Origin of the sequence: Mesorhizobium sp. M9A.F.Ca.ET.002.03.1.2, assembly GCF_003952365.1 — a bacterium.
GTDB lineage: Bacteria > Pseudomonadota > Alphaproteobacteria > Rhizobiales > Rhizobiaceae > Mesorhizobium.
Map to the genome: position 1 here is coordinate 1,468,906 of NZ_CP034443.1, position 16,346 is coordinate 1,485,251.

The following is a 16,346-nucleotide window of genomic DNA, read 5'->3' on the forward strand; positions in this document are numbered from 1 at the left end:
CTTGAGGCTGCCAGACCTTGTCGAACGGTCCGAAACAGCAATTTGGTGCCCAGAAGAGGACTCGAACCTCCACTCCTTGCGGAACACGGACCTGAACCGTGCGCGTCTACCAATTCCGCCATCTGGGCTGGTGCGGGCTCTTTAGGCGGGCAAAGGGTGAGTGTCAACGCGCTTTTTAGAGCATGATCCCGAACCGAAGGTCCTCGTCATCGAAACGTGGGAACCGGTTTTTGCTTTCTCTGACCTGCGGTTCGGAAAAGATCATGCTCAATCAAGGAACACATTCCGCTCGCCGGTTCAGTTCTCCAGCACTTCCTTGGATGCCACGGTCGAATCGGCGTTGAGCTTGTAGATGACCGGCACGCCGGTGCCGAGCTCAAGCCTGACGATCTCCTCGCCCGACTTCCCATCCAGCGCCATGATCAGCGCGCGCAGCGAGTTGCCGTGCGCCGCTACTAGCACGGTGCCGCCGCGCAGCACATGCGGCTGCATGTCGTGCAGGTAGTAGGGCCAGACGCGCGCGCCGGTGTCTTTCAGACTTTCGCCGCCAGGCGGCGGCACGTCGTAGGAGCGGCGCCAGATATGCACCTGCTCCTCGCCCCATTTCTTGCGCGCGTCATCCTTGTTGAGGCCGGAGAGGTCGCCATAGTCGCGCTCGTTCAGCGCCTGGTCGCGGATAGTCTCGAGATCGCTCTGGCCGACCGCGTCGAGAATATGCTGGCAGGTCTTCTGCGCCCTGATCAGCGACGAAGTGAAGGCGATGTCGAATTTCATGCCGCGCGCCTTCAGCTTCGCGCCCGCCTCCTTGGCCTCGGCGTGGCCCAGCTCGGTCAGGTCGACGTCGCGCCAGCCGGTGAAAAGGTTCTTCAGGTTCCATTCGCTCTGGCCATGGCGCACGAGCACGAGAGTTCCCGACATTTTCGCTCCTTCAGCATTGTGGATAGGGTCGCCTCAGTTCAATCCGAGCACGTCCCGCATCGAATACAGCCCCGGCTTCCTGCCGCGCGCCCAAAGGGCGGCCTTGACAGCGCCGCGGGCGAAAATCGCCCGGTCCTCGGCATGGTGGGCGAGCGTGATGCGCTCACCGGTGCCGGCCAGCACCACACTGTGGTCACCGACCACCGAGCCACCGCGCAGGGTGGCGAAACCGATCGAGCCGGTTTTTCGCACGCCGGTGTGGCCGTCGCGCACCCGCACGCTGTTCCCGTTAAGATCGATGCCACGCCCGACGGCGGCGGCTTCGCCGAGCAGCAGCGCCGTCCCCGACGGTGCGTCGACCTTGTGCCGGTGATGCATTTCCAGGATTTCGATGTCGAAATCGTCGGCATCGAGCGCGCGCGCCGCCTGTTCCACCAGCACCGCCAGCAGATTGACGCCGAGGCTCATATTGCCTGACTTGACCACCGTCGCGTGGCGCGCAGCAGCCAGGATCTTCGCATTGTCGTCCGTCGAGCAGCCGGTGGTGCCGATGACATGGGCGATGCGCGCCTGCGCGGCATAGCCGGCGAATTCGACTGTCGCTGCCGGGCTCGTGAAATCAAGCACGCCGTCGGCCTTGGCGAAGGCCGGCAGCGGGTCGTCGCCGATCGCCACGTCTATATTGCCTATACCGGCAAGCTCGCCGGCGTCCTTGCCGAGATGGGGTGAACCGGCCCGCTCGATCGCACCGGCGACGCGTGCGCCCCGTATCGTGTGGATGGCGCGGATCAGCGCCTGGCCCATGCGGCCGGCCGCACCCACCACCACCAGGCCCATTTCATTGACGGGGGGGTCGTTTGTGGCCGTACCGTTCATAAAGTTCTCCCGATCGCTTTTTTTGCGCGCCGCACCGGAGTTTGGATTGGCTTGCCGTCGTCGACAAGTCCCAGCCCCTTGTTGCCCTGCACCCGATGGAAACGGGCATAGACGCTCTGCGGGTCGGCCATCAGCGAGGCATGCGTGCCTTGTTCGACAAGCCGGCCCTGTTCCAACACGACGATGTGGTCGGCGTTGACCACCGTCGACAGCCGGTGCGCGATGACGATGGTCGTGCGTCCTTCCATCACATGGGTCAGCGCTTGCTGGACACGCGCTTCCGCCTCGTTGTCGAGCGCCGAGGTCGCCTCGTCGAGCAGCAGGATCGGTGCCTGCCGAACGATGGCGCGGGCGATCGACACGCGCTGGCGCTGCCCGCCCGACAGCGTCACGCCGCCTTCGCCGACAGGGGTGTCATAGCCTTGCGGCTGCTGGCGGATGAAGCTGTCGGCCTCGGCCTGCTGCGCGGCCAGTTCGATCTCGGCGTCACTGGCGCTCAGCCGCCCGTAGCGGATGTTGTCGCGGATGGTGCCTTCGAACAGATAGGGCTGCTGCGAGACATAGGCGATCGAACTGCGCAGCGACCGCTTGGTGATCTTCGAAATGTCCTGGCCGTCGACCTCGATGCTGCCCGCCTCGACGTCATGGAAACGCTGCAGGAGCGCCACCAGCGTCGACTTGCCGGCGCCCGAGGCGCCGACGATGGCCGTCATCTTGCCGGCGGCGGCAACGAAGCTGAGGTCCTGCAGGACCGGAGCGTTGGCGACATAGCCGAACGACACATTGTTGAAGCGCACCTCGCCCTTGGTGATCGTCGCTTCGACCGCTCCGGGTGCGTCGCCCTGTTGCGGCTCGAGGTCGAGCAGCTCGTAGATCATGCGCGCATTGACCAGCGCGCGTTCCATGCCGACCTGCATGCGCGCCAGCCGCCGGGCCGGATCGTAGGCGAGCAGCAGCGCAGTGATGAACGCAAAGACGGCGCCAGGCGGCTGGCCGCCAACGGTTGACCGGTAGCCGGAATAGGCGATGACGCCGGCGACGGCGAAGCCGGCCAGCATTTCGGAGATCGGCGTCAATCGTTCCGACACGCGGGCGATGCGGTTTGCCCGCTGCTCCGCGCCGGCGACAAGACCGCTGATGCGGCGCGACAGCTCGTCTTCCAGCGTGAAGGCTTTGACGATGGCGATGCCTTGCGTTGCTTCCTGCATGGCGCCGATCAGGCGCGAGTTGATCTGCACCGCTTCGCGCGTGGCGCGCCTTATTCTGCGGGTCAGATAGACGACCGTGTAGATCAGCGGCGGCCCGATCAGCAGCGACATCAAGGAGAGCATCGGATCCTGCCAGATCATGACGCCGATCAGCGCGGCCAGCGATACGGCGTCGCGTGCCAATGATGTCAGCGTCATCGAGAGCAGGTCGCGGATGCCGTTGACGTTCTCGTTGATCTGCGCGGCCAGCCGCCCCGAGCGCGTGTCGTTGAAGAAGCCGACGCCGAGCTTCATCAGATGAGCGAAGATGCGGCGCTGGTAGCGCGCCACCAAATTGTTGCCGATCCTGGCCAGCGTCACCGCCTGGCCGTAGGTAGCCAGCCCGCGCAGCATGAAGGCGCCCAGGATCGACACGCAGATCAGCGCGATGAGATCGCCGCGCTGCTCGTAGAAGATCTGGTCGACGACATCCTTCATGATCCAGGCGGTGAAGGCGGTCGTGGCCGCAACCGTCACCAGGCACAGAACGGCCAGAGCATAATACCAGCGATAGTCGCGGCTGTTCTCGGCGATGATGCGGCGGACCACCGCCACGATCTCGCCGGGCCGGGCTTTGGCTTGGTGGTTGGGCGACTGGTTCAAGTCGGGATCGTTCCGTGATGTCGGTTCGGCTTCGCGGCCGGGCTGCAATTGGGCAATCCTCTTAGCGCCCCGGTGGCGGCTTGCCTATGGCCGAGGCCGCGAAACTTCATTGCGGATCAAACTCGCCAGCGCCGTCCTGCCGTCTGGACGCCGAACAGCGAAGGATTTCTGGCATAGGCGGCAAGACCGGAAAGCGCCGCCAGCGGATGGGTGATCACATAGACGGGCATGCTGCGCATCAGGTCGCTATGCGGCGCCTTGTCCTCGAAGGCGGCGCGGAAATTGCCGGCTTTCAGGGCCGGCAGGATTTTCTGCGCGATGCCGCCGGTCAGGAAGACGCCGCCACGGCTCATGAACACCAGCGCGAGGTCGCCGGCGGTGCGCCCGAGGCAGGTGACGAATATCGACAACGCTTCCTCGGCCACCGGATCGGTTTTCGCCAAGGCAGCGGCGGTGATCTCGGCCGGCGTGGTCAAGGGCGCCGGCCTGCCGTCCGCCTTGGCCACCGCCCGGTAGGCATTGACGAGGCCGCGTCCGGACAGGATCTGTTCGCCGGAGATTCTGCCCTCGAGCCTCTCGATATGCGGAAAGACCTGGAAATCGCGCGGCGAGCGCGGCCCGATGTCCATATGTCCTCCCTCGCCGGGCACCGGTATCCAATGGTTCAGCGCGTGGACCAGGCCGGCGACGCCAAGCCCGGTTCCGGGACCGAGCACCACCCGTCCCGCATTGGGCTCCGGCGCATCGCCGCCGATCTTTTCCATATGTTCTTCGCCGAGCGCCACGACGGCCAGCGCCTGCGCCTCGAAATCATTGAGCACTACGACGTCGCTGAGGCCGAGGCTCGCAAACATCTTTTTCGGCTTGACGATCCACGGGCAGTTGGTGAGCGGGATCTCGTCGCTGTCGACCGGGCCGGCCACCGCCAGCACGGCGGAGTTGGGCCGGGCCGACGAGCGGTCGAGCACCGCCGCCTGGATCGCCTCGTCGATGGTGTTGAAATTGGCTGTCTGGACGATCTGCGGTTCGGTTGGTTCCGAGTTCGCGTCGAGCACGACCGAGAAGCGCGCATTGGTGCCGCCAATGTCGCCGATCAGGATCGGAAACCGCAACACAGTGTCGTCGTCGCCTGGCATGCTTTTGTCCGTCCCGGTTCCCAGTGGCGTTCCGCCGTTCTTTTGTTGACTAGCGCATGACCTTGGAAAGGGAAATCGGTTTTCGAAGTGACGCGATATACAGAGCAGAGCAAGAGAAAGGTAAGATTGGCCCAAACCATCCCGGCAGAACGATCAGATTCCGGCCTGCGGGAGGAAGGTAGCACAAACGCCTCAAATATCGCGTCAGTTCCCCGGTCGGGGTCGTGGCAGCGGAATGCCGATCTCGGGCGTTGCCGCGAAGGCGTTCACCGAGGCCGGAAGCGCCTCCGTGCCGCTTACGGATGCCCGTGCCGGCGGCGGAGCCGCCGCGAGAATGGGTGCAGTGGTGGCGGCCGCGACCGGCACGCCGTCACCGTAATAGGTGACCGCTTCTGCCGAAGCCGGATCTGGCCCGTCAAGCACCGCCTGGCATTCCGCGGGCAGACTTGCCATCGTCATCACGTCGCGCGCCTTCGGCCTGTCCGGGTTCTTGTTGGGGCGCCATGGTTCCTCGGTGAACCACCAGGCCAGTGATTTGTCGCAGCTCTCTCCTGGCGCCGTGGCTTCCTGTCGCTTGCAGTTAGGCGAGCCGGGCTGACAGCCGATGCGGATATGAAAATGATAGTCGTGGCCCCAGAACGGCCTGACCTTGCGCAGCCATGCGCGGTCGCCTGTCACCGTGTCGCAAAGCTTCTTCTTGATGCCGGGATTGACCAGGATGCGCTCGACTTCAGGGTAACTTGCCGCGCGCTTCAGGAGCCGCATATGTGCCGGTACCCAGAGTGCATCCTTCACCAGATGGGTCTTTTCGTCGACAAGCAGGGTGGCGCTCATGTTTTCGCGCTGGTTGATCGAAAGCTTGCGGTCGGGCATCGGCGTCAGCCAGATGTCGGCGTCGAGGCCGATCTGGTGCGAGGCATGGCCGGTCAGCATCGGCCCGCCGCGCGGCTGTGAAATGTCGCCGACCAACAGCCCTGGCCAGCCATCGGCCGCGGCGTCGCGCGACAGTTTCTCGATCAGCGCGATCATCGTCGGATGGCCCCAGCGGCGGTTGCGCGAAGGCCGCATCACCTCCCATTTCGGGCCATCCAAGGGAATGGCGACGCCGCCGGCAAAGCAGCCCTTGGAATAAAAGCCGACGGATTGCGGCGCAGCCACGGCCGGCAGCTTTTTGGCGCCGAACAGGTCTTTCGCCAAGTCTTCGGCCGCTGCAGGTCGCGCTGCAAGGCCTGCCAGGGCGAGAAAGGCGAATGCTGCCGTCAGCGGCAGCGTCCTGCCGGGCAATGATCGGTTCAACGTCTTCATGAAGCAGAACCCCTCTGCGAATTTAAGCGAATCATACCACGCCCGGCGCGACGTTTCGATCACGACCGCTTCATCGGACTGCGCGCCTCGCCGTCGCGCCAGTTGCCATCAGCCCACATATGGTCGAAGGCCGACCGGTAGTCGGGAAAGCGAAAGCGATAGCCGGCCGCCTTGATCGCTGTGTTGGCGACACGCTTATTCTCACCATAGAAGGACCGCGCCATGGGCGAAAGTTGGGCGGCCTCGAACGGAATTTCAGGCGGCGGTGTGACGCCCATCAGCCCTGCGGCATAGGCGACGACGTCCTGGGGTGGCGCCGGCAGGTCGTCGGTGACGTTGAAGATGCCGCCGCGATTGGCTCCGGCCAGATGCCAGAGCACCCCCGCAATGTCGTCGCAATGGATGCGGTTGAACACCTGGCCCGGCTTGACCAGCCGCCGGGCGGTGCCGTTTTCCAGATTGACCAAGGCATTGCGGCCCGGCCCGTAAATGCCGGAAAGCCGCAGGATCGCCACCGGCCGGCCGATGTCCTGACCCAGTTTCAGCCAGTCTTGCTCGGCTGCGACACGCATCATCGAGCGCTTCGACACCGGCCGGCATTCGGCGGTCTCGTCCACCCAGCCCCCGCCATGGTCGCCATAGACGCCGACGGTGGAGAGATAGGCGATCCATTTCAGCGCTGGCATCTCCGTCGTGATTGTCTCGCGCGCCGCATTCAGCACCGGGTCGCCGGCCTCGTCCGGCGCCACCGAAACGACGAGATGGGTTGTTTTCTCGAGCGCGTCGCCGATTTCGGTTGTCAGCGCGCCATCGAACAGCAGCGGCTGGAGTCCGGCCTGCCGCAGCGCTTCGAATTTCTCCGGCGCGCGTGTCGTGCCAAGGATCGTGCCGGTATCCTTATTGGCGTGGGCAAACGCCTTGCCCGAATAGCCGGCGCCGAAAATGAAGATCTGCCTGCTGCTCATGCATGCGCCTCGATTTGATTTGCCAGCGCCAGGCGCCATTCGCGCTGCACGGCCTCGTCGCTTTCTGCTTTCACCGCGGCGGTGGCCCGTTTGGTAAATTCCGAAGCTGGCACAAGCCGCGACAGCGCCCACACCGCCGCGCCGCGCACTAAGGGCGAAGCGTCGCCGAGCAGCGCGCGCACGGCGTTGCCGAGCGAGCAATCACCGGAATTGCCGGCGGCGATCAGCACATTGCGGACAAAGCGGTCGCGACCGATGCGCTTGATCGGCGAGCCGGTAAAGAAAGATCGGAAAGCGGCGTCGTCGAGCGCCAAGAGATCGGCGAGCGGCGGCTGGCGCAAATCGTCGCGTGCTGCAAGTTTCACCTCGGACGCAGCCTGGGCAAACTTGTTCCAAGGGCAGGCGGCGAGGCAGTCGTCGCAGCCATAGATTCGGTTGCCGATTTTTTCCCGGAACTCATGCGGGATCGGCCCCTTGTTCTCAATGGTGAGATAGGAGATGCAGCGCCGCGCATCGAGCCGGTAGGGAGCAGGAAATGCATCGGTCGGGCAAACGTCGAGACAGGCGCGGCACGAACCGCAATGGTCGTCCTCGGGCGTATCGGGTGCAAGCTCGGCCGTCGTGAAGATGGTGCCGAGGAACAGCCAGGAGCCGTGCTCGCGGCTGACCAGATTGGTGTGCTTGCCTTGCCAGCCGAGGCCGGCGGCTTCGGCCAGCGGCTTTTCCATCACCGGAGCGGTATCGACGAACACTTTTACGTCGCTCCCCGATCGCGCCACGATCTTGCCGGCGATCTCTTTCAGCCGGCCTTTCATCACGTCATGGTAATCGCGGTTCTGCGCGTAGACGGAGATCGCGCCGCGGTCGCGCTTCGCCAGCACCGCGCGCGGGTCGTGGTCGGGGCCGTAGTTCATGGCCAGCACGATGACGGAGCGAACCTCAGGCCAAAGTGCCGCCGGCTCGCCCCGGCGTTCGAGCGTATCGGCGATCCAGCCCATCGAGCCATGGAAGCCGTCGGCGACAAATTCGGCAAGCCGGGCCGGCGCCTGCGGGATGGCATCGGGCGTGGTGACGGCAACGGCATCGAAACCGGCGCGCCGCGCCTCGCGGTCGATCAGCGCGCGCAGGTTTTCCGCTCTAGAAATCGAGGTCCGCATAATGTGACACCGGCGACAGGCCGCGCACCCGGTCGGATAAAAGCGGCCGGAACGATGGCCGTGATTTCACCCGTGCATACCATTCGCGCGCGGCAGCGTGTTCGCGCCAGTCGATCTCGCCGAGATAATCGAGCACAGACAGAGCGGCCGCGGCCGCGAGGTCGGCATAGGTGACCTTGTTGCCGGCCAGCCAATGGCGGGTGCCGGCCAGCCAATTGGTGTATTTCATGTGCTGACGGATATTGGCGCGCGCGGCGCGGATCGCCGCCGAATCGGGCGAACCACCGCCCGCCGTTTCCGGCATCACCGGCTTCAGCACGCGCTCGCGCACGAGGTGCCGTGTCACCTCGCTGTCGGCCTTGTTGAGATACCAGTCGGTCAACCGGCGGATTTCGGCGCGCCCCATCGGGTCCTCGGCGAACAGCCGCTTGTCGCGCTTGAGCACGCCGCGCGTCTCGTCGAGATATTCGGCGATGACCATGGCGCCGACGATCGGTACGTCCCCCTCGGCGAGCAGGATCGGCAGCGTGCCGGCCGGGTTCAGGGCCAGAAACTCCTTGCGCCGCATCCACGGCTTTTCCTCGATCAGTGCCAGCTCCTCGCCATATTCGCCGAAAGCGAGGCGCACGAACCGGCAGGAGGCGAACATCGGGTGGTGGAAAAGCGTCAGCATGGTCCCGCGATAATAGAGCGCACTGGCAAATCGCCGGCTGCGCCGGTAAGTCTTGGCCGCCCCGATTCAGAGGGCCGTCAGGGTGCTGCGACCTATAGGAGGAGTTCCGCGCCATGACAAGCAAGCCGTTCTTCAAGCCCTAACTCGAACGCCGAGGTTGCCATGGAAAGCCAGACCATCGTCGAAGCGCTGCTGCTCGGCATGATCGAGGGCCTGACCGAGTTCATTCCGGTCTCGTCGACCGGCCATATTCTGCTTGCCGGCCATTTTCTCGGTTTCCACTCGACCGGCAAGGCCTTCGAGATCCTGATCCAACTCGGCGCCATACTGGCGATCCTCAGCGTCTATTTCCATCGTCTGTGGCAGATGCTGATCGATCTGCCGCGTGATCGGGTGACGCGGCATTTCGTCCTCGGCATCCTCATCGCCTTTCTGCCGGCGGCCGTCATCGGCGCGTTGGCGCATGGCTTCATCAAGACGGTTTTGTTTGAATCGCCGAGGCTGATCTGCATCATGCTGATCATCGGCGGCGTTGTCCTTCTGTGGGTGGATCGTCTCAAGCCGAAGCCGCTCTACCACGACGTCGAGCGGTTTCCGCTCAGGCTCTATCTGCAGATCGGACTGTTCCAGTGCCTTTCGTTGATCCCCGGCACGTCGCGCTCCGGCTCGACGATCGTCGGCGCGCTGCTTCTGGGCGTCGACAAACGGGCGGCCGCGGAATTCTCCTTCTTCCTCGCCATGCCGACGATGATCGGTGCCTTCGCCTTCGACCTCTTCAAGAACCGCGATGTGCTGACCAGCGCCGATCTGCCGATCATCGCCGCCGGTTTCATCGCCGCCTTCGTCGCGGCGCTTATCGTCGTGCGCTTCCTGCTCAACTACGTCTCGCGGCACGGCTATTCGCTGTTCGGCTGGTGGCGGCTGGTCATCGGCACCGTCGGGCTCGCGGCGCTGTTCGTCTGGGGGTAAGGCGGCAAGGGTCTACGTTTGCCGTTCAGTTCCGCCCGTAGAAAACATTCTCGACATGCACCGGCCAGCGCCACGGCAGCACCGCGACCATGTCGAAGCGCACCGACAATCTTCCATAGTCGGACTGGCGCGATAGCCACAGATCGGCGGCGCTTTCGATACGGCGTTCCGATTCGTAGCGAACAGCCTCCATGGCTTCCATCAGCGTACGGCGCGCCTTCACCTCGACGAACAGCACCAGATCGCCGCGCCGTGCGATCAAATCGATCTCGCCGAACCGCGTTCGGTGGCGGCGCGCCAGGATCCGGTAGCCTTTCACCATCAATGCCGCAGCCGCCAGCCACTCGCTGCGATGGCCGCGCCGATAGGCCTGCTGGCGGCTGGCGACCGGGCGCTCAGCCATCGCCGTCTTTCCCGGCGTCCTGGTCCCTCGCAGCGTCCCTGAGTTCGAGCAATCGCCGGTAAAGCGCCTGCTTCTGTCCGCCGGTCATCTTGGCGGCTTCCGCCGCCGCCTTGGAGGCCGGCATCTCGGCGGCGAGCGAAAGCAGGAGCCGGTCGATATCAGCCGGCTCGTCGGCCGTTGCCTCCGACGGGCCGACGCAGATGACGATTTCGCCCTTCGGCGTGTCGGCCGCCTGATAGTGTTCGGCGAGCGACCGCAAGGTACCGGTCCGTATCTCCTCGAAGGTCTTGGTCAGTTCGCGGCCGATCGCCGCCTTGCGGGCGCCACCCAGCGCCTCGACCATGGCGCCAAGCGTCTCGGCCAGCCGCCGCGGCGATTCGAAGAAGATCAGCGTCGCTGGCACGGCTTTTAGCGCTTCCAGCCGCGCCAGCCGCTGCCCGGTCTTCACTGGCAGGAAGCCGGCGAATAGGAAGGCGTCGGAAGGCAGGCCGGACGCCGTCAGCGCTGCAAGCGGCGCCGATGGGCCGGGGATCGGCACGACGCGAATGCCCTGATCGAGCGCCTCGCCGACCAATCGGTAGCCGGGATCTGAGATCAGCGGCGTGCCGGCGTCCGAGATCAGCGCCACGCTCTGCCCGGCCAGCAAGGCTGCGATCAGTTTCGGCCCGGCGTCGCCGGCATTGTGCTCATGATAGGCCGTGGTGCGCCGGCGGATGCCATAGCGGTCGAGCAGCACGCGGCTGACACGCGTGTCCTCGCAGGCGACGATGTCGGCGGCGGCCAGCGTTTCCAGCGCGCGTAACGTGATGTCGGCGAGATTGCCGATCGGCGTCGCCACCAGATAGAGCGCCGGCTCGAGCGGCCGCGCCGATACCTCGGTCTGGCCGATCAGATAGCTGCGTTTTGCCAACTCGCCGGTCACAGGTGCCCCTCCATTCAGCCCTGTTTGGCACGGCTCACGCCGGGTTGCAAAACCCAGCCGAAGTGAGGCGGCCGCCATGCCTTTGCCACAGTACGGAACGAAACCATGCCCGGCGGGTTTTATCCCTGATCTCGGGAGGAGCAGGATGGACAGCCTTAAGATCCAGGACGTTTTCGAACCGTACTATGCCGGCCGCAAGCGCTTCGCCGCGCGGAAGGACAAGAGCCTGCCTGCAAGGGCCGACGTCAGCTCGGCTAAGAAGCCGCGAAAGCGTCACCCTTCAAAGGCGACCAACCTGGAAATCGACCCCTCGACCGACACCGGCAGCACGATGGAGCACTGACCAGACGATGCCCAATCGCTTCGATATTTTCATCACCCGTCTCGAAACGAAAAGTGCCCGCAATGGCGTACCATCATATCCTACAAGCGATCAGCACCGCGTCCGCCGCGCCAAGGGCGATGCCAAGCCGGCTCGCTCCGATGGGGCGATCGCCGAGAAAGACCACTCCAAGCGCCGCCACAAGCACGACGCCTAACTACCGCAATCTACGCGATTGGCAGAGGTGCTTCTCCCGAAGGCGCGGTTGCGAACGCTCGGCCACATCGTTCAAGCCAGATACTTCGGAACGCGTGTTTCCAGAAGCCGAACCAGCTCCGGGTCCATGAATTCATAATCGTCCGAAATATCGAGGCAGATCACGCGAGCCCTCTTCAGGCTGGCCTTGAATTTCTTCTGCAGCTTGGCGCGGTGCGCCTTCTCCATCACGAAGATGATGTCGGCCCAGGCTACGAGTTCTTGCGTCAGCGGATTGTCGGCATCATGATTGGTGCCGGCCGATGCGACTTCGATGTTCCTGCGGCCGGAAAATACTTGCTCGGCCGTAGGGCTCCGCAAGCGGTTCTGGCTGCAGACGAAGAGGACGTTCTTCACCGGCTACCGCGCCAGATCCGCCACCACGGCGTCGAGCACGATCATGCCGGCCGGCGTGGCGCGCAGGCGGGCATTGCCGATCGGCGCCACCAGCCCCTCGCCCTGCAGCATCGACAGCCTGACGCTGGACAGGCCGCGCCCGGAAAACGCTTCGTAGCGTGAGAGGTCGATGCCTTCGGCCAGCCTCAGCCCCATCAGCAGAAACTCGTCGGCCTCTTCCGAGCGCGTCAGGGTTTCGCCGCCGGTGATGCCATGGCCCTTTGCCTCGACCAGATTGGCCCAGGTTTCCGGCATTTTCTCCGCGATCGTTACCACGCGGCGGCCATTCTCGACGAAACGGCCATGCGCGCCGGGACCGACGCCGACATATTCGCCATAGCGCCAGTAGGTCAGATTGTGCCGGCTTTCGGCGCCAGGCTTCGCGTGGTTGGAAATCTCGTAGGCCGGAAGCCCATGGGCGGCGGTGATCTCCTGCGTCAGCGCGTAGAGATCGGCGGCATGGTCGTTGTCGGGAATGGCGAATTTCTTGGCCGCATGCAGTGCATGGAACGGCGTGCCTTCCTCGATGGTGAGCTGATAGAGCGACAGATGGTCGGCGGCGTGGCCAATCGCCTGCACGAGCTCGGCCTGCCAGGCGTCCAGTGTCTGGCCGGGCCGCGCGTAGATCAGGTCGAAGGACAGCCGCGGAAAGATCTCGCGCGCCAGGCCAATCGCATGCAGTGCTTCATCGACATTATGCAAGCGGCCGAGGAAGCGCAGATCCTTGTCGTTCAGCGCCTGCACGCCGAGCGACACCCGGTTGACGCCCGCTGCCCGGTAGCCGCGAAAGCGCTCGGCCTCGACCGAGGAGGGGTTGGCTTCCAACGTCACCTCGATGCCCGCGGGCACTGCCCAGTTCTTCGCCACCGCGTCCAGCACCGTCGCCACGGTTTGCGGCTTCATCAGCGACGGTGTGCCGCCGCCGAGAAAAATGCTGGTCACCTCGCGCGGCCCGGTGCGGTCGCGCATCGTCGCAAGCTCGGTCTCGAAGGCGCGCGCGAAACGCTCCTGGTCGACCGGCTGGTGGCGGACATGGCTGTTGAAGTCGCAATAGGGGCATTTGGCCGCGCAGAACGGCCAGTGGATGTAGACGCCGAAGCCGGGGCTGCGGTCGAGCAGCATGGTCATGCCGAGCCCGATCGTGCCAAATCCAGTCTGGCCTGCGCGAACTTCTGGAAGGCGCGGGCGCGGTGCGACAATGCCGTCGGCTGGCCGGGCTTCCAGCCATGTTTTTCCTCTGCGGTCATCTCGCCGAAGGTCTTTTCGAAACCGCCCGGCACGAACACCGGGTCGTAGCCGAAGCCCAGTTCGCCGCGCGGCGGCCACACCAGCGTGCCCTCGACCTCGCCACGAAAGTATTCGGCCGCGCCGTCGGGAAAGGCAAGGCAGATGACGGCGACGAAACGGCCCTTGCGCTGGGCAGGCGCGACCGCGCCGACATCCTGCAACGCCATTTCCGCTCGCTGCATCGCCATGCCGAAGTCGCGGGAACCGTCCAGCGCCTCGGCCCAATTGGCGGTGTAGACGCCGGGCGCTCCGCCCAGCGCATCGACACAGAGGCCGGAATCGTCCGACAATGCCGGCAGGCCTGTCGCCTTGGCGGCGGCAACAGCCTTGATATAGGCGTTCTCCTCGAAGGTTGTGCCGGTCTCGTCCGGCTCCGGCAGCCCGTATTCCCTGGCCGACTTCGCTTCGATGCCGAATGGCGCCATCAGGTCGGCGAATTCACGCAATTTGCCGGCATTGTGGCTGGCGACGACAATTCTGTGCCCATCAAGCGAATGCATCAGATGCCCCAGATTCTTGGTTCGGCGAATTCGATCGAATTGCCGGAGGGATCGCGAATATAGATCGAGCGGCCGCCTTGCGGCCATTCGAACTCGCTTTCGATGGCGATCTTCTTCGCTTCCAGATGCGCTTTCCAGCGCACGATCTCGTCGGTGCTTGCCGCAAAGCAGAGATGGCCGTCGCCGACAGCGCCGTGCGGCGGCACTTTCAGCCTGGCATCGGGTGCCGGCGGCACTTTGGTTGCCTCGGCGTTGAAGATGAGCAGCACGCCGTCGCCGCAGCGGAAGAAAAGGTGCCTGCCGCCGACCTTGCCCAGCAGATCGAGCCCAAGCACGCCGGAATAGAAGTCTTCCGCAGCATCGAGGTCGGTCACGTAGAGGGCTGATTCGAGGATGGCTGAGGGTGTCATGGCGAACCGCAGGCTAACCTACAGCCATCTGCTGCAGGCTGACCAGTCGCTGAATGCCTTTCTTGGCCAATTCCATCAGCGCCGTGAACTGCTCTTCCGAGAAAGGCTCGCCCTCGGCCGTGCCCTGGATCTCGACGATGCCGCCCTTGCCTGTCATGACGAAATTGGCGTCGGTGCCGGCCGAGGAATCCTCGATGTAGTCGAGGTCGATGACCGGCTGGCCGTCATGGATGCCGCAGGAAATCGCTGCGACATGATCCTTCAGCACCTTGGCGACGCTGGCCATCTGCCGGGCCTCCATCCAGCGCAGGCAATCGTAAAGCGCCACCCAGCCGCCGGTGATCGAGGCGGTGCGCGTGCCGCCATCGGCCTGGATCACGTCGCAGTCGACGGTGATCTGCTGCTCGCCGAGCGCCTGCAGATCGACCACGGCACGCAGGGAGCGGCCGATCAGCCGCTGGATTTCCAGCGTGCGGCCGCCTTGCTTGCCTGCCGAAGCCTCGCGGCGCATGCGCTCGCCGGTCGAGCGCGGCAGCATGCCGTATTCCGCCGTCACCCAGCCCTTGCCGGAATTGCGCATCCAGCCCGGCACTTTCTCTTCCAGGCTGGCCGTGCACAGCACATGCGTGTCGCCGAACTTCACCAGGCACGAGCCTTCCGCGTGCTTGGAGACGCCACGCTCGAAGGAGATGGCGCGCATTTCGTCGAATTGGCGTTTGGAAGGGCGCATTCAGGCTTCTTTCTTGTCATTTTTCGGAATCGTGGCCGGCTTGTAGCCGCATGGGGCGCATGGCGCAAAGGAAAATGGCCGGTTGCGCGGGCGCGGCCGAAGTCTATATCCTTGGGCCGGAGGTTTTTGGCCCGAATGACCAAAGCAGTCGATCCCGGTTCGCAGTCGCCCGTGCTCCAGTCGCCCGCACTTCAATCGCTTGACATGCGTTCGCGCGACATCTTTCGGCGCATCGTCGATTCCTATCTGAAGGACGGCGAGCCGGTCGGCTCTCGCAGCCTGTCGCGGATCCTGCCGTCGTCGCTGTCGCCGGCCACCATCCGCAACGTGATGAGCGATCTCGAGCATCTCGGCCTGATCTATGCACCGCATATCTCGGCCGGCCGGCTGCCGACCCAGGCCGGCCTGCGCTTCTTCGTCGATGCCTTCATGGAGCTTGGCGACCTCTCCGACGACGAGCGCCGCATCATCGAGGCGCAGGTGCGCGCCTCCGGCTCTGGCGCGACGCTGGAGCATATGCTCACCGAAGCCAGCCAGATGCTATCCGGCATGTCGCGCGGTGCCGGTCTCGTGCTTGCCGCCAAGAACGAGGTGGCGCTCAAGCACATCGAATTCATCCAGCTTGAGCCGACCAAGGCGCTGGCCGTGCTGGTGTCGCAGAACGGCGACGTCGAAAATCGCGTCGTCGACCTGCCCGCCGGCATCACCATCTCGCAATTGCACGAAGCCTCGAACTTCCTCAATGCCCACATCCGCGGCCGCACGCTGGCCGAGGCGCGGATCGAGATCGCCCGCATCAAGGAAGAGACCAGGGCCGCCCTCGACACGCTGTCGCAGGACCTGGTCGAGAAGGGCCTTGCGGTCTGGGCCGGCGCCGAAAGCGGCCTGCCGGCGCGTCTCATCGTGCGCGGCCGCGCCAATCTGCTGGAAAACGTCACCGCCCAGGCCGACATCGAGCTGTTACGGCATTTGTTCGAGGATCTGGAGACGCAGGACGGGCTGATCCAGCTTCTCGACCTTGCCGAGGAAGGGTCCGGCGTGCGCATCTTCATCGGCTCGGAAAACAAGCTGTTTTCGCTGTCGGGCTCGTCGCTGGTCGTGGCGCCTTATCGCGATAAGGATGCCCGGGTCATCGGCGCGCTCGGCGTCATCGGCCCGACCCGGCTGAACTACGCTCGCATCGTGCCGATGGTCGACTATACCGCGCAGCTTATTTCCCGCATGCTGCGATAACGATATGCATAAAACAAGGAACTAAAGCGCGTCGCAGGT

19 protein-coding genes and 1 tRNA gene are annotated in these 16,346 nt (G+C 64.5%); 4 read left to right on the forward strand and 16 right to left on the reverse strand.

Annotated features, from left to right (window positions below):
- Positions 1 to 43: 43 nt before the first annotated feature.
- The 9 genes from EJ066_RS07355 to EJ066_RS07395 all read right to left on the reverse strand — a co-directional run bounded on the left by EJ066_RS07355 (position 44) and on the right by EJ066_RS07395 (position 8,880).
- Positions 44 to 128 (reverse strand) — tRNA-Leu (locus EJ066_RS07355).
- 169 nt (positions 129 to 297) lie between these two features.
- On the reverse strand, positions 298 to 918 hold the full coding sequence (locus EJ066_RS07360; protein WP_126036294.1) for a 2,3-bisphosphoglycerate-dependent phosphoglycerate mutase: 621 nt from the start codon (positions 916 to 918) through the stop codon (positions 298 to 300).
- A 33-nt stretch (positions 919 to 951) separates the two neighbouring features.
- Positions 952 to 1,794: a 4-hydroxy-tetrahydrodipicolinate reductase gene (gene dapB / locus EJ066_RS07365; RefSeq protein ID WP_126036296.1), complete on the reverse strand. Its 843-nt coding sequence runs from the start codon at positions 1,792 to 1,794 to the stop codon at positions 952 to 954.
- The gene (locus EJ066_RS07370) at positions 1,791 to 3,644 is read right to left on the reverse strand and encodes an ABC transporter ATP-binding protein (RefSeq protein ID WP_126043779.1); all 1,854 of its coding nucleotides are present in this window, start codon (positions 3,642 to 3,644) and stop codon (positions 1,791 to 1,793) included. Before EJ066_RS07370 ends, dapB begins: the two co-directional genes overlap by 4 nt.
- A 116-nt stretch (positions 3,645 to 3,760) precedes the next feature.
- Complete coding sequence (locus EJ066_RS07375; RefSeq protein WP_126036298.1) at positions 3,761 to 4,780, reverse strand: glucokinase; 1,020 nt, start codon at positions 4,778 to 4,780, stop codon at positions 3,761 to 3,763.
- A 204-nt stretch (positions 4,781 to 4,984) separates the two neighbouring features.
- Positions 4,985 to 6,085, reverse strand: coding sequence for a penicillin-insensitive murein endopeptidase (mepA, locus tag EJ066_RS07380; protein ID WP_126036300.1), 1,101 nt, complete (start codon positions 6,083 to 6,085; stop codon positions 4,985 to 4,987).
- Positions 6,086 to 6,144: 59 nt separating this feature from the next.
- Positions 6,145 to 7,050 carry an SDR family oxidoreductase gene (locus EJ066_RS07385; protein ID WP_126036302.1) on the reverse strand — a complete coding sequence of 302 codons (906 nt, stop codon included), beginning with the start codon at positions 7,048 to 7,050 and terminating at the stop codon, positions 6,145 to 6,147.
- Positions 7,047 to 8,207: a tRNA epoxyqueuosine(34) reductase QueG gene (gene queG, locus EJ066_RS07390; RefSeq protein ID WP_126036304.1), complete on the reverse strand. Its 1,161-nt coding sequence runs from the start codon at positions 8,205 to 8,207 to the stop codon at positions 7,047 to 7,049. The genes EJ066_RS07385 and queG overlap by 4 nt, the downstream gene beginning before the upstream one ends.
- Positions 8,188 to 8,880, reverse strand: a complete 693-nt coding sequence (locus EJ066_RS07395) for a glutathione S-transferase family protein (protein ID WP_126036306.1) — start codon at positions 8,878 to 8,880, stop codon at positions 8,188 to 8,190. The genes queG and EJ066_RS07395 overlap by 20 nt, the downstream gene beginning before the upstream one ends.
- 162 nt (positions 8,881 to 9,042) lie before the next feature.
- Between EJ066_RS07395 and EJ066_RS07400 the strand changes: the two genes are divergently transcribed.
- A complete protein-coding gene (locus EJ066_RS07400) occupies positions 9,043 to 9,849 on the forward strand; it encodes an undecaprenyl-diphosphate phosphatase (RefSeq protein WP_126036308.1) in 807 nt (268 codons plus the stop codon).
- Positions 9,850 to 9,874: 25 nt separating this feature from the next.
- Here EJ066_RS07400 and EJ066_RS07405 read toward each other — a convergent pair whose 3' ends face one another.
- Both EJ066_RS07405 and rsmI read right to left on the reverse strand, forming a co-directional pair.
- Positions 9,875 to 10,252 carry a YraN family protein gene (locus EJ066_RS07405; RefSeq protein ID WP_126036309.1) on the reverse strand — a complete coding sequence of 126 codons (378 nt, stop codon included), beginning with the start codon at positions 10,250 to 10,252 and terminating at the stop codon, positions 9,875 to 9,877.
- On the reverse strand, positions 10,245 to 11,174 hold the full coding sequence (gene rsmI / locus EJ066_RS07410; protein WP_126036311.1) for a 16S rRNA (cytidine(1402)-2'-O)-methyltransferase: 930 nt from the start codon (positions 11,172 to 11,174) through the stop codon (positions 10,245 to 10,247). The genes EJ066_RS07405 and rsmI overlap by 8 nt, the downstream gene beginning before the upstream one ends.
- Positions 11,175 to 11,319: 145 nt before the next feature.
- Here rsmI and EJ066_RS07415 point away from each other — a divergent pair, with 145 nt between their 5' ends.
- Positions 11,320 to 11,517, forward strand: a complete 198-nt coding sequence (locus EJ066_RS07415; protein WP_126036313.1) for a hypothetical protein — start codon at positions 11,320 to 11,322, stop codon at positions 11,515 to 11,517.
- A 7-nt stretch (positions 11,518 to 11,524) separates the two neighbouring features.
- The gene (locus EJ066_RS07420) at positions 11,525 to 11,713 is read left to right on the forward strand and encodes a hypothetical protein (protein WP_126036315.1); all 189 of its coding nucleotides are present in this window, start codon (positions 11,525 to 11,527) and stop codon (positions 11,711 to 11,713) included.
- A 71-nt stretch (positions 11,714 to 11,784) separates the two neighbouring features.
- On the opposite strand, the gene EJ066_RS07425 is transcribed toward EJ066_RS07420, so the two are convergent.
- Genes EJ066_RS07425 through rph form a run of 5 tightly spaced genes read right to left on the reverse strand, consistent with a single transcriptional unit; the run spans position 11,785 to position 15,074 of the window.
- Positions 11,785 to 12,108, reverse strand: a complete 324-nt coding sequence (locus EJ066_RS07425; RefSeq protein WP_126036317.1) for a low molecular weight protein tyrosine phosphatase family protein — start codon at positions 12,106 to 12,108, stop codon at positions 11,785 to 11,787.
- A gap of 3 nt (positions 12,109 to 12,111) precedes the next feature.
- Complete coding sequence (gene hemW / locus EJ066_RS07430) at positions 12,112 to 13,275, reverse strand: radical SAM family heme chaperone HemW (protein ID WP_126036319.1); 1,164 nt, start codon at positions 13,273 to 13,275, stop codon at positions 12,112 to 12,114.
- Positions 13,272 to 13,934: an RdgB/HAM1 family non-canonical purine NTP pyrophosphatase gene (gene rdgB, locus EJ066_RS07435; RefSeq protein WP_126036321.1), complete on the reverse strand. Its 663-nt coding sequence runs from the start codon at positions 13,932 to 13,934 to the stop codon at positions 13,272 to 13,274. Before rdgB ends, hemW begins: the two co-directional genes overlap by 4 nt.
- The gene (locus EJ066_RS07440) at positions 13,934 to 14,344 is read right to left on the reverse strand and encodes a VOC family protein (RefSeq protein ID WP_126036323.1); all 411 of its coding nucleotides are present in this window, start codon (positions 14,342 to 14,344) and stop codon (positions 13,934 to 13,936) included. Before EJ066_RS07440 ends, rdgB begins: the two co-directional genes overlap by 1 nt.
- 13 nt (positions 14,345 to 14,357) lie before the next feature.
- The gene (rph, locus tag EJ066_RS07445) at positions 14,358 to 15,074 is read right to left on the reverse strand and encodes a ribonuclease PH (protein ID WP_126036325.1); all 717 of its coding nucleotides are present in this window, start codon (positions 15,072 to 15,074) and stop codon (positions 14,358 to 14,360) included.
- 135 nt (positions 15,075 to 15,209) lie between these two features.
- Between rph and hrcA the strand changes: the two genes are divergently transcribed.
- Entirely contained in the window at positions 15,210 to 16,307 is a 1,098-nt protein-coding gene (hrcA, locus tag EJ066_RS07450) for a heat-inducible transcriptional repressor HrcA (RefSeq protein ID WP_126036328.1), read from the forward strand.
- Positions 16,308 to 16,346: the final 39 nt, after the last annotated feature.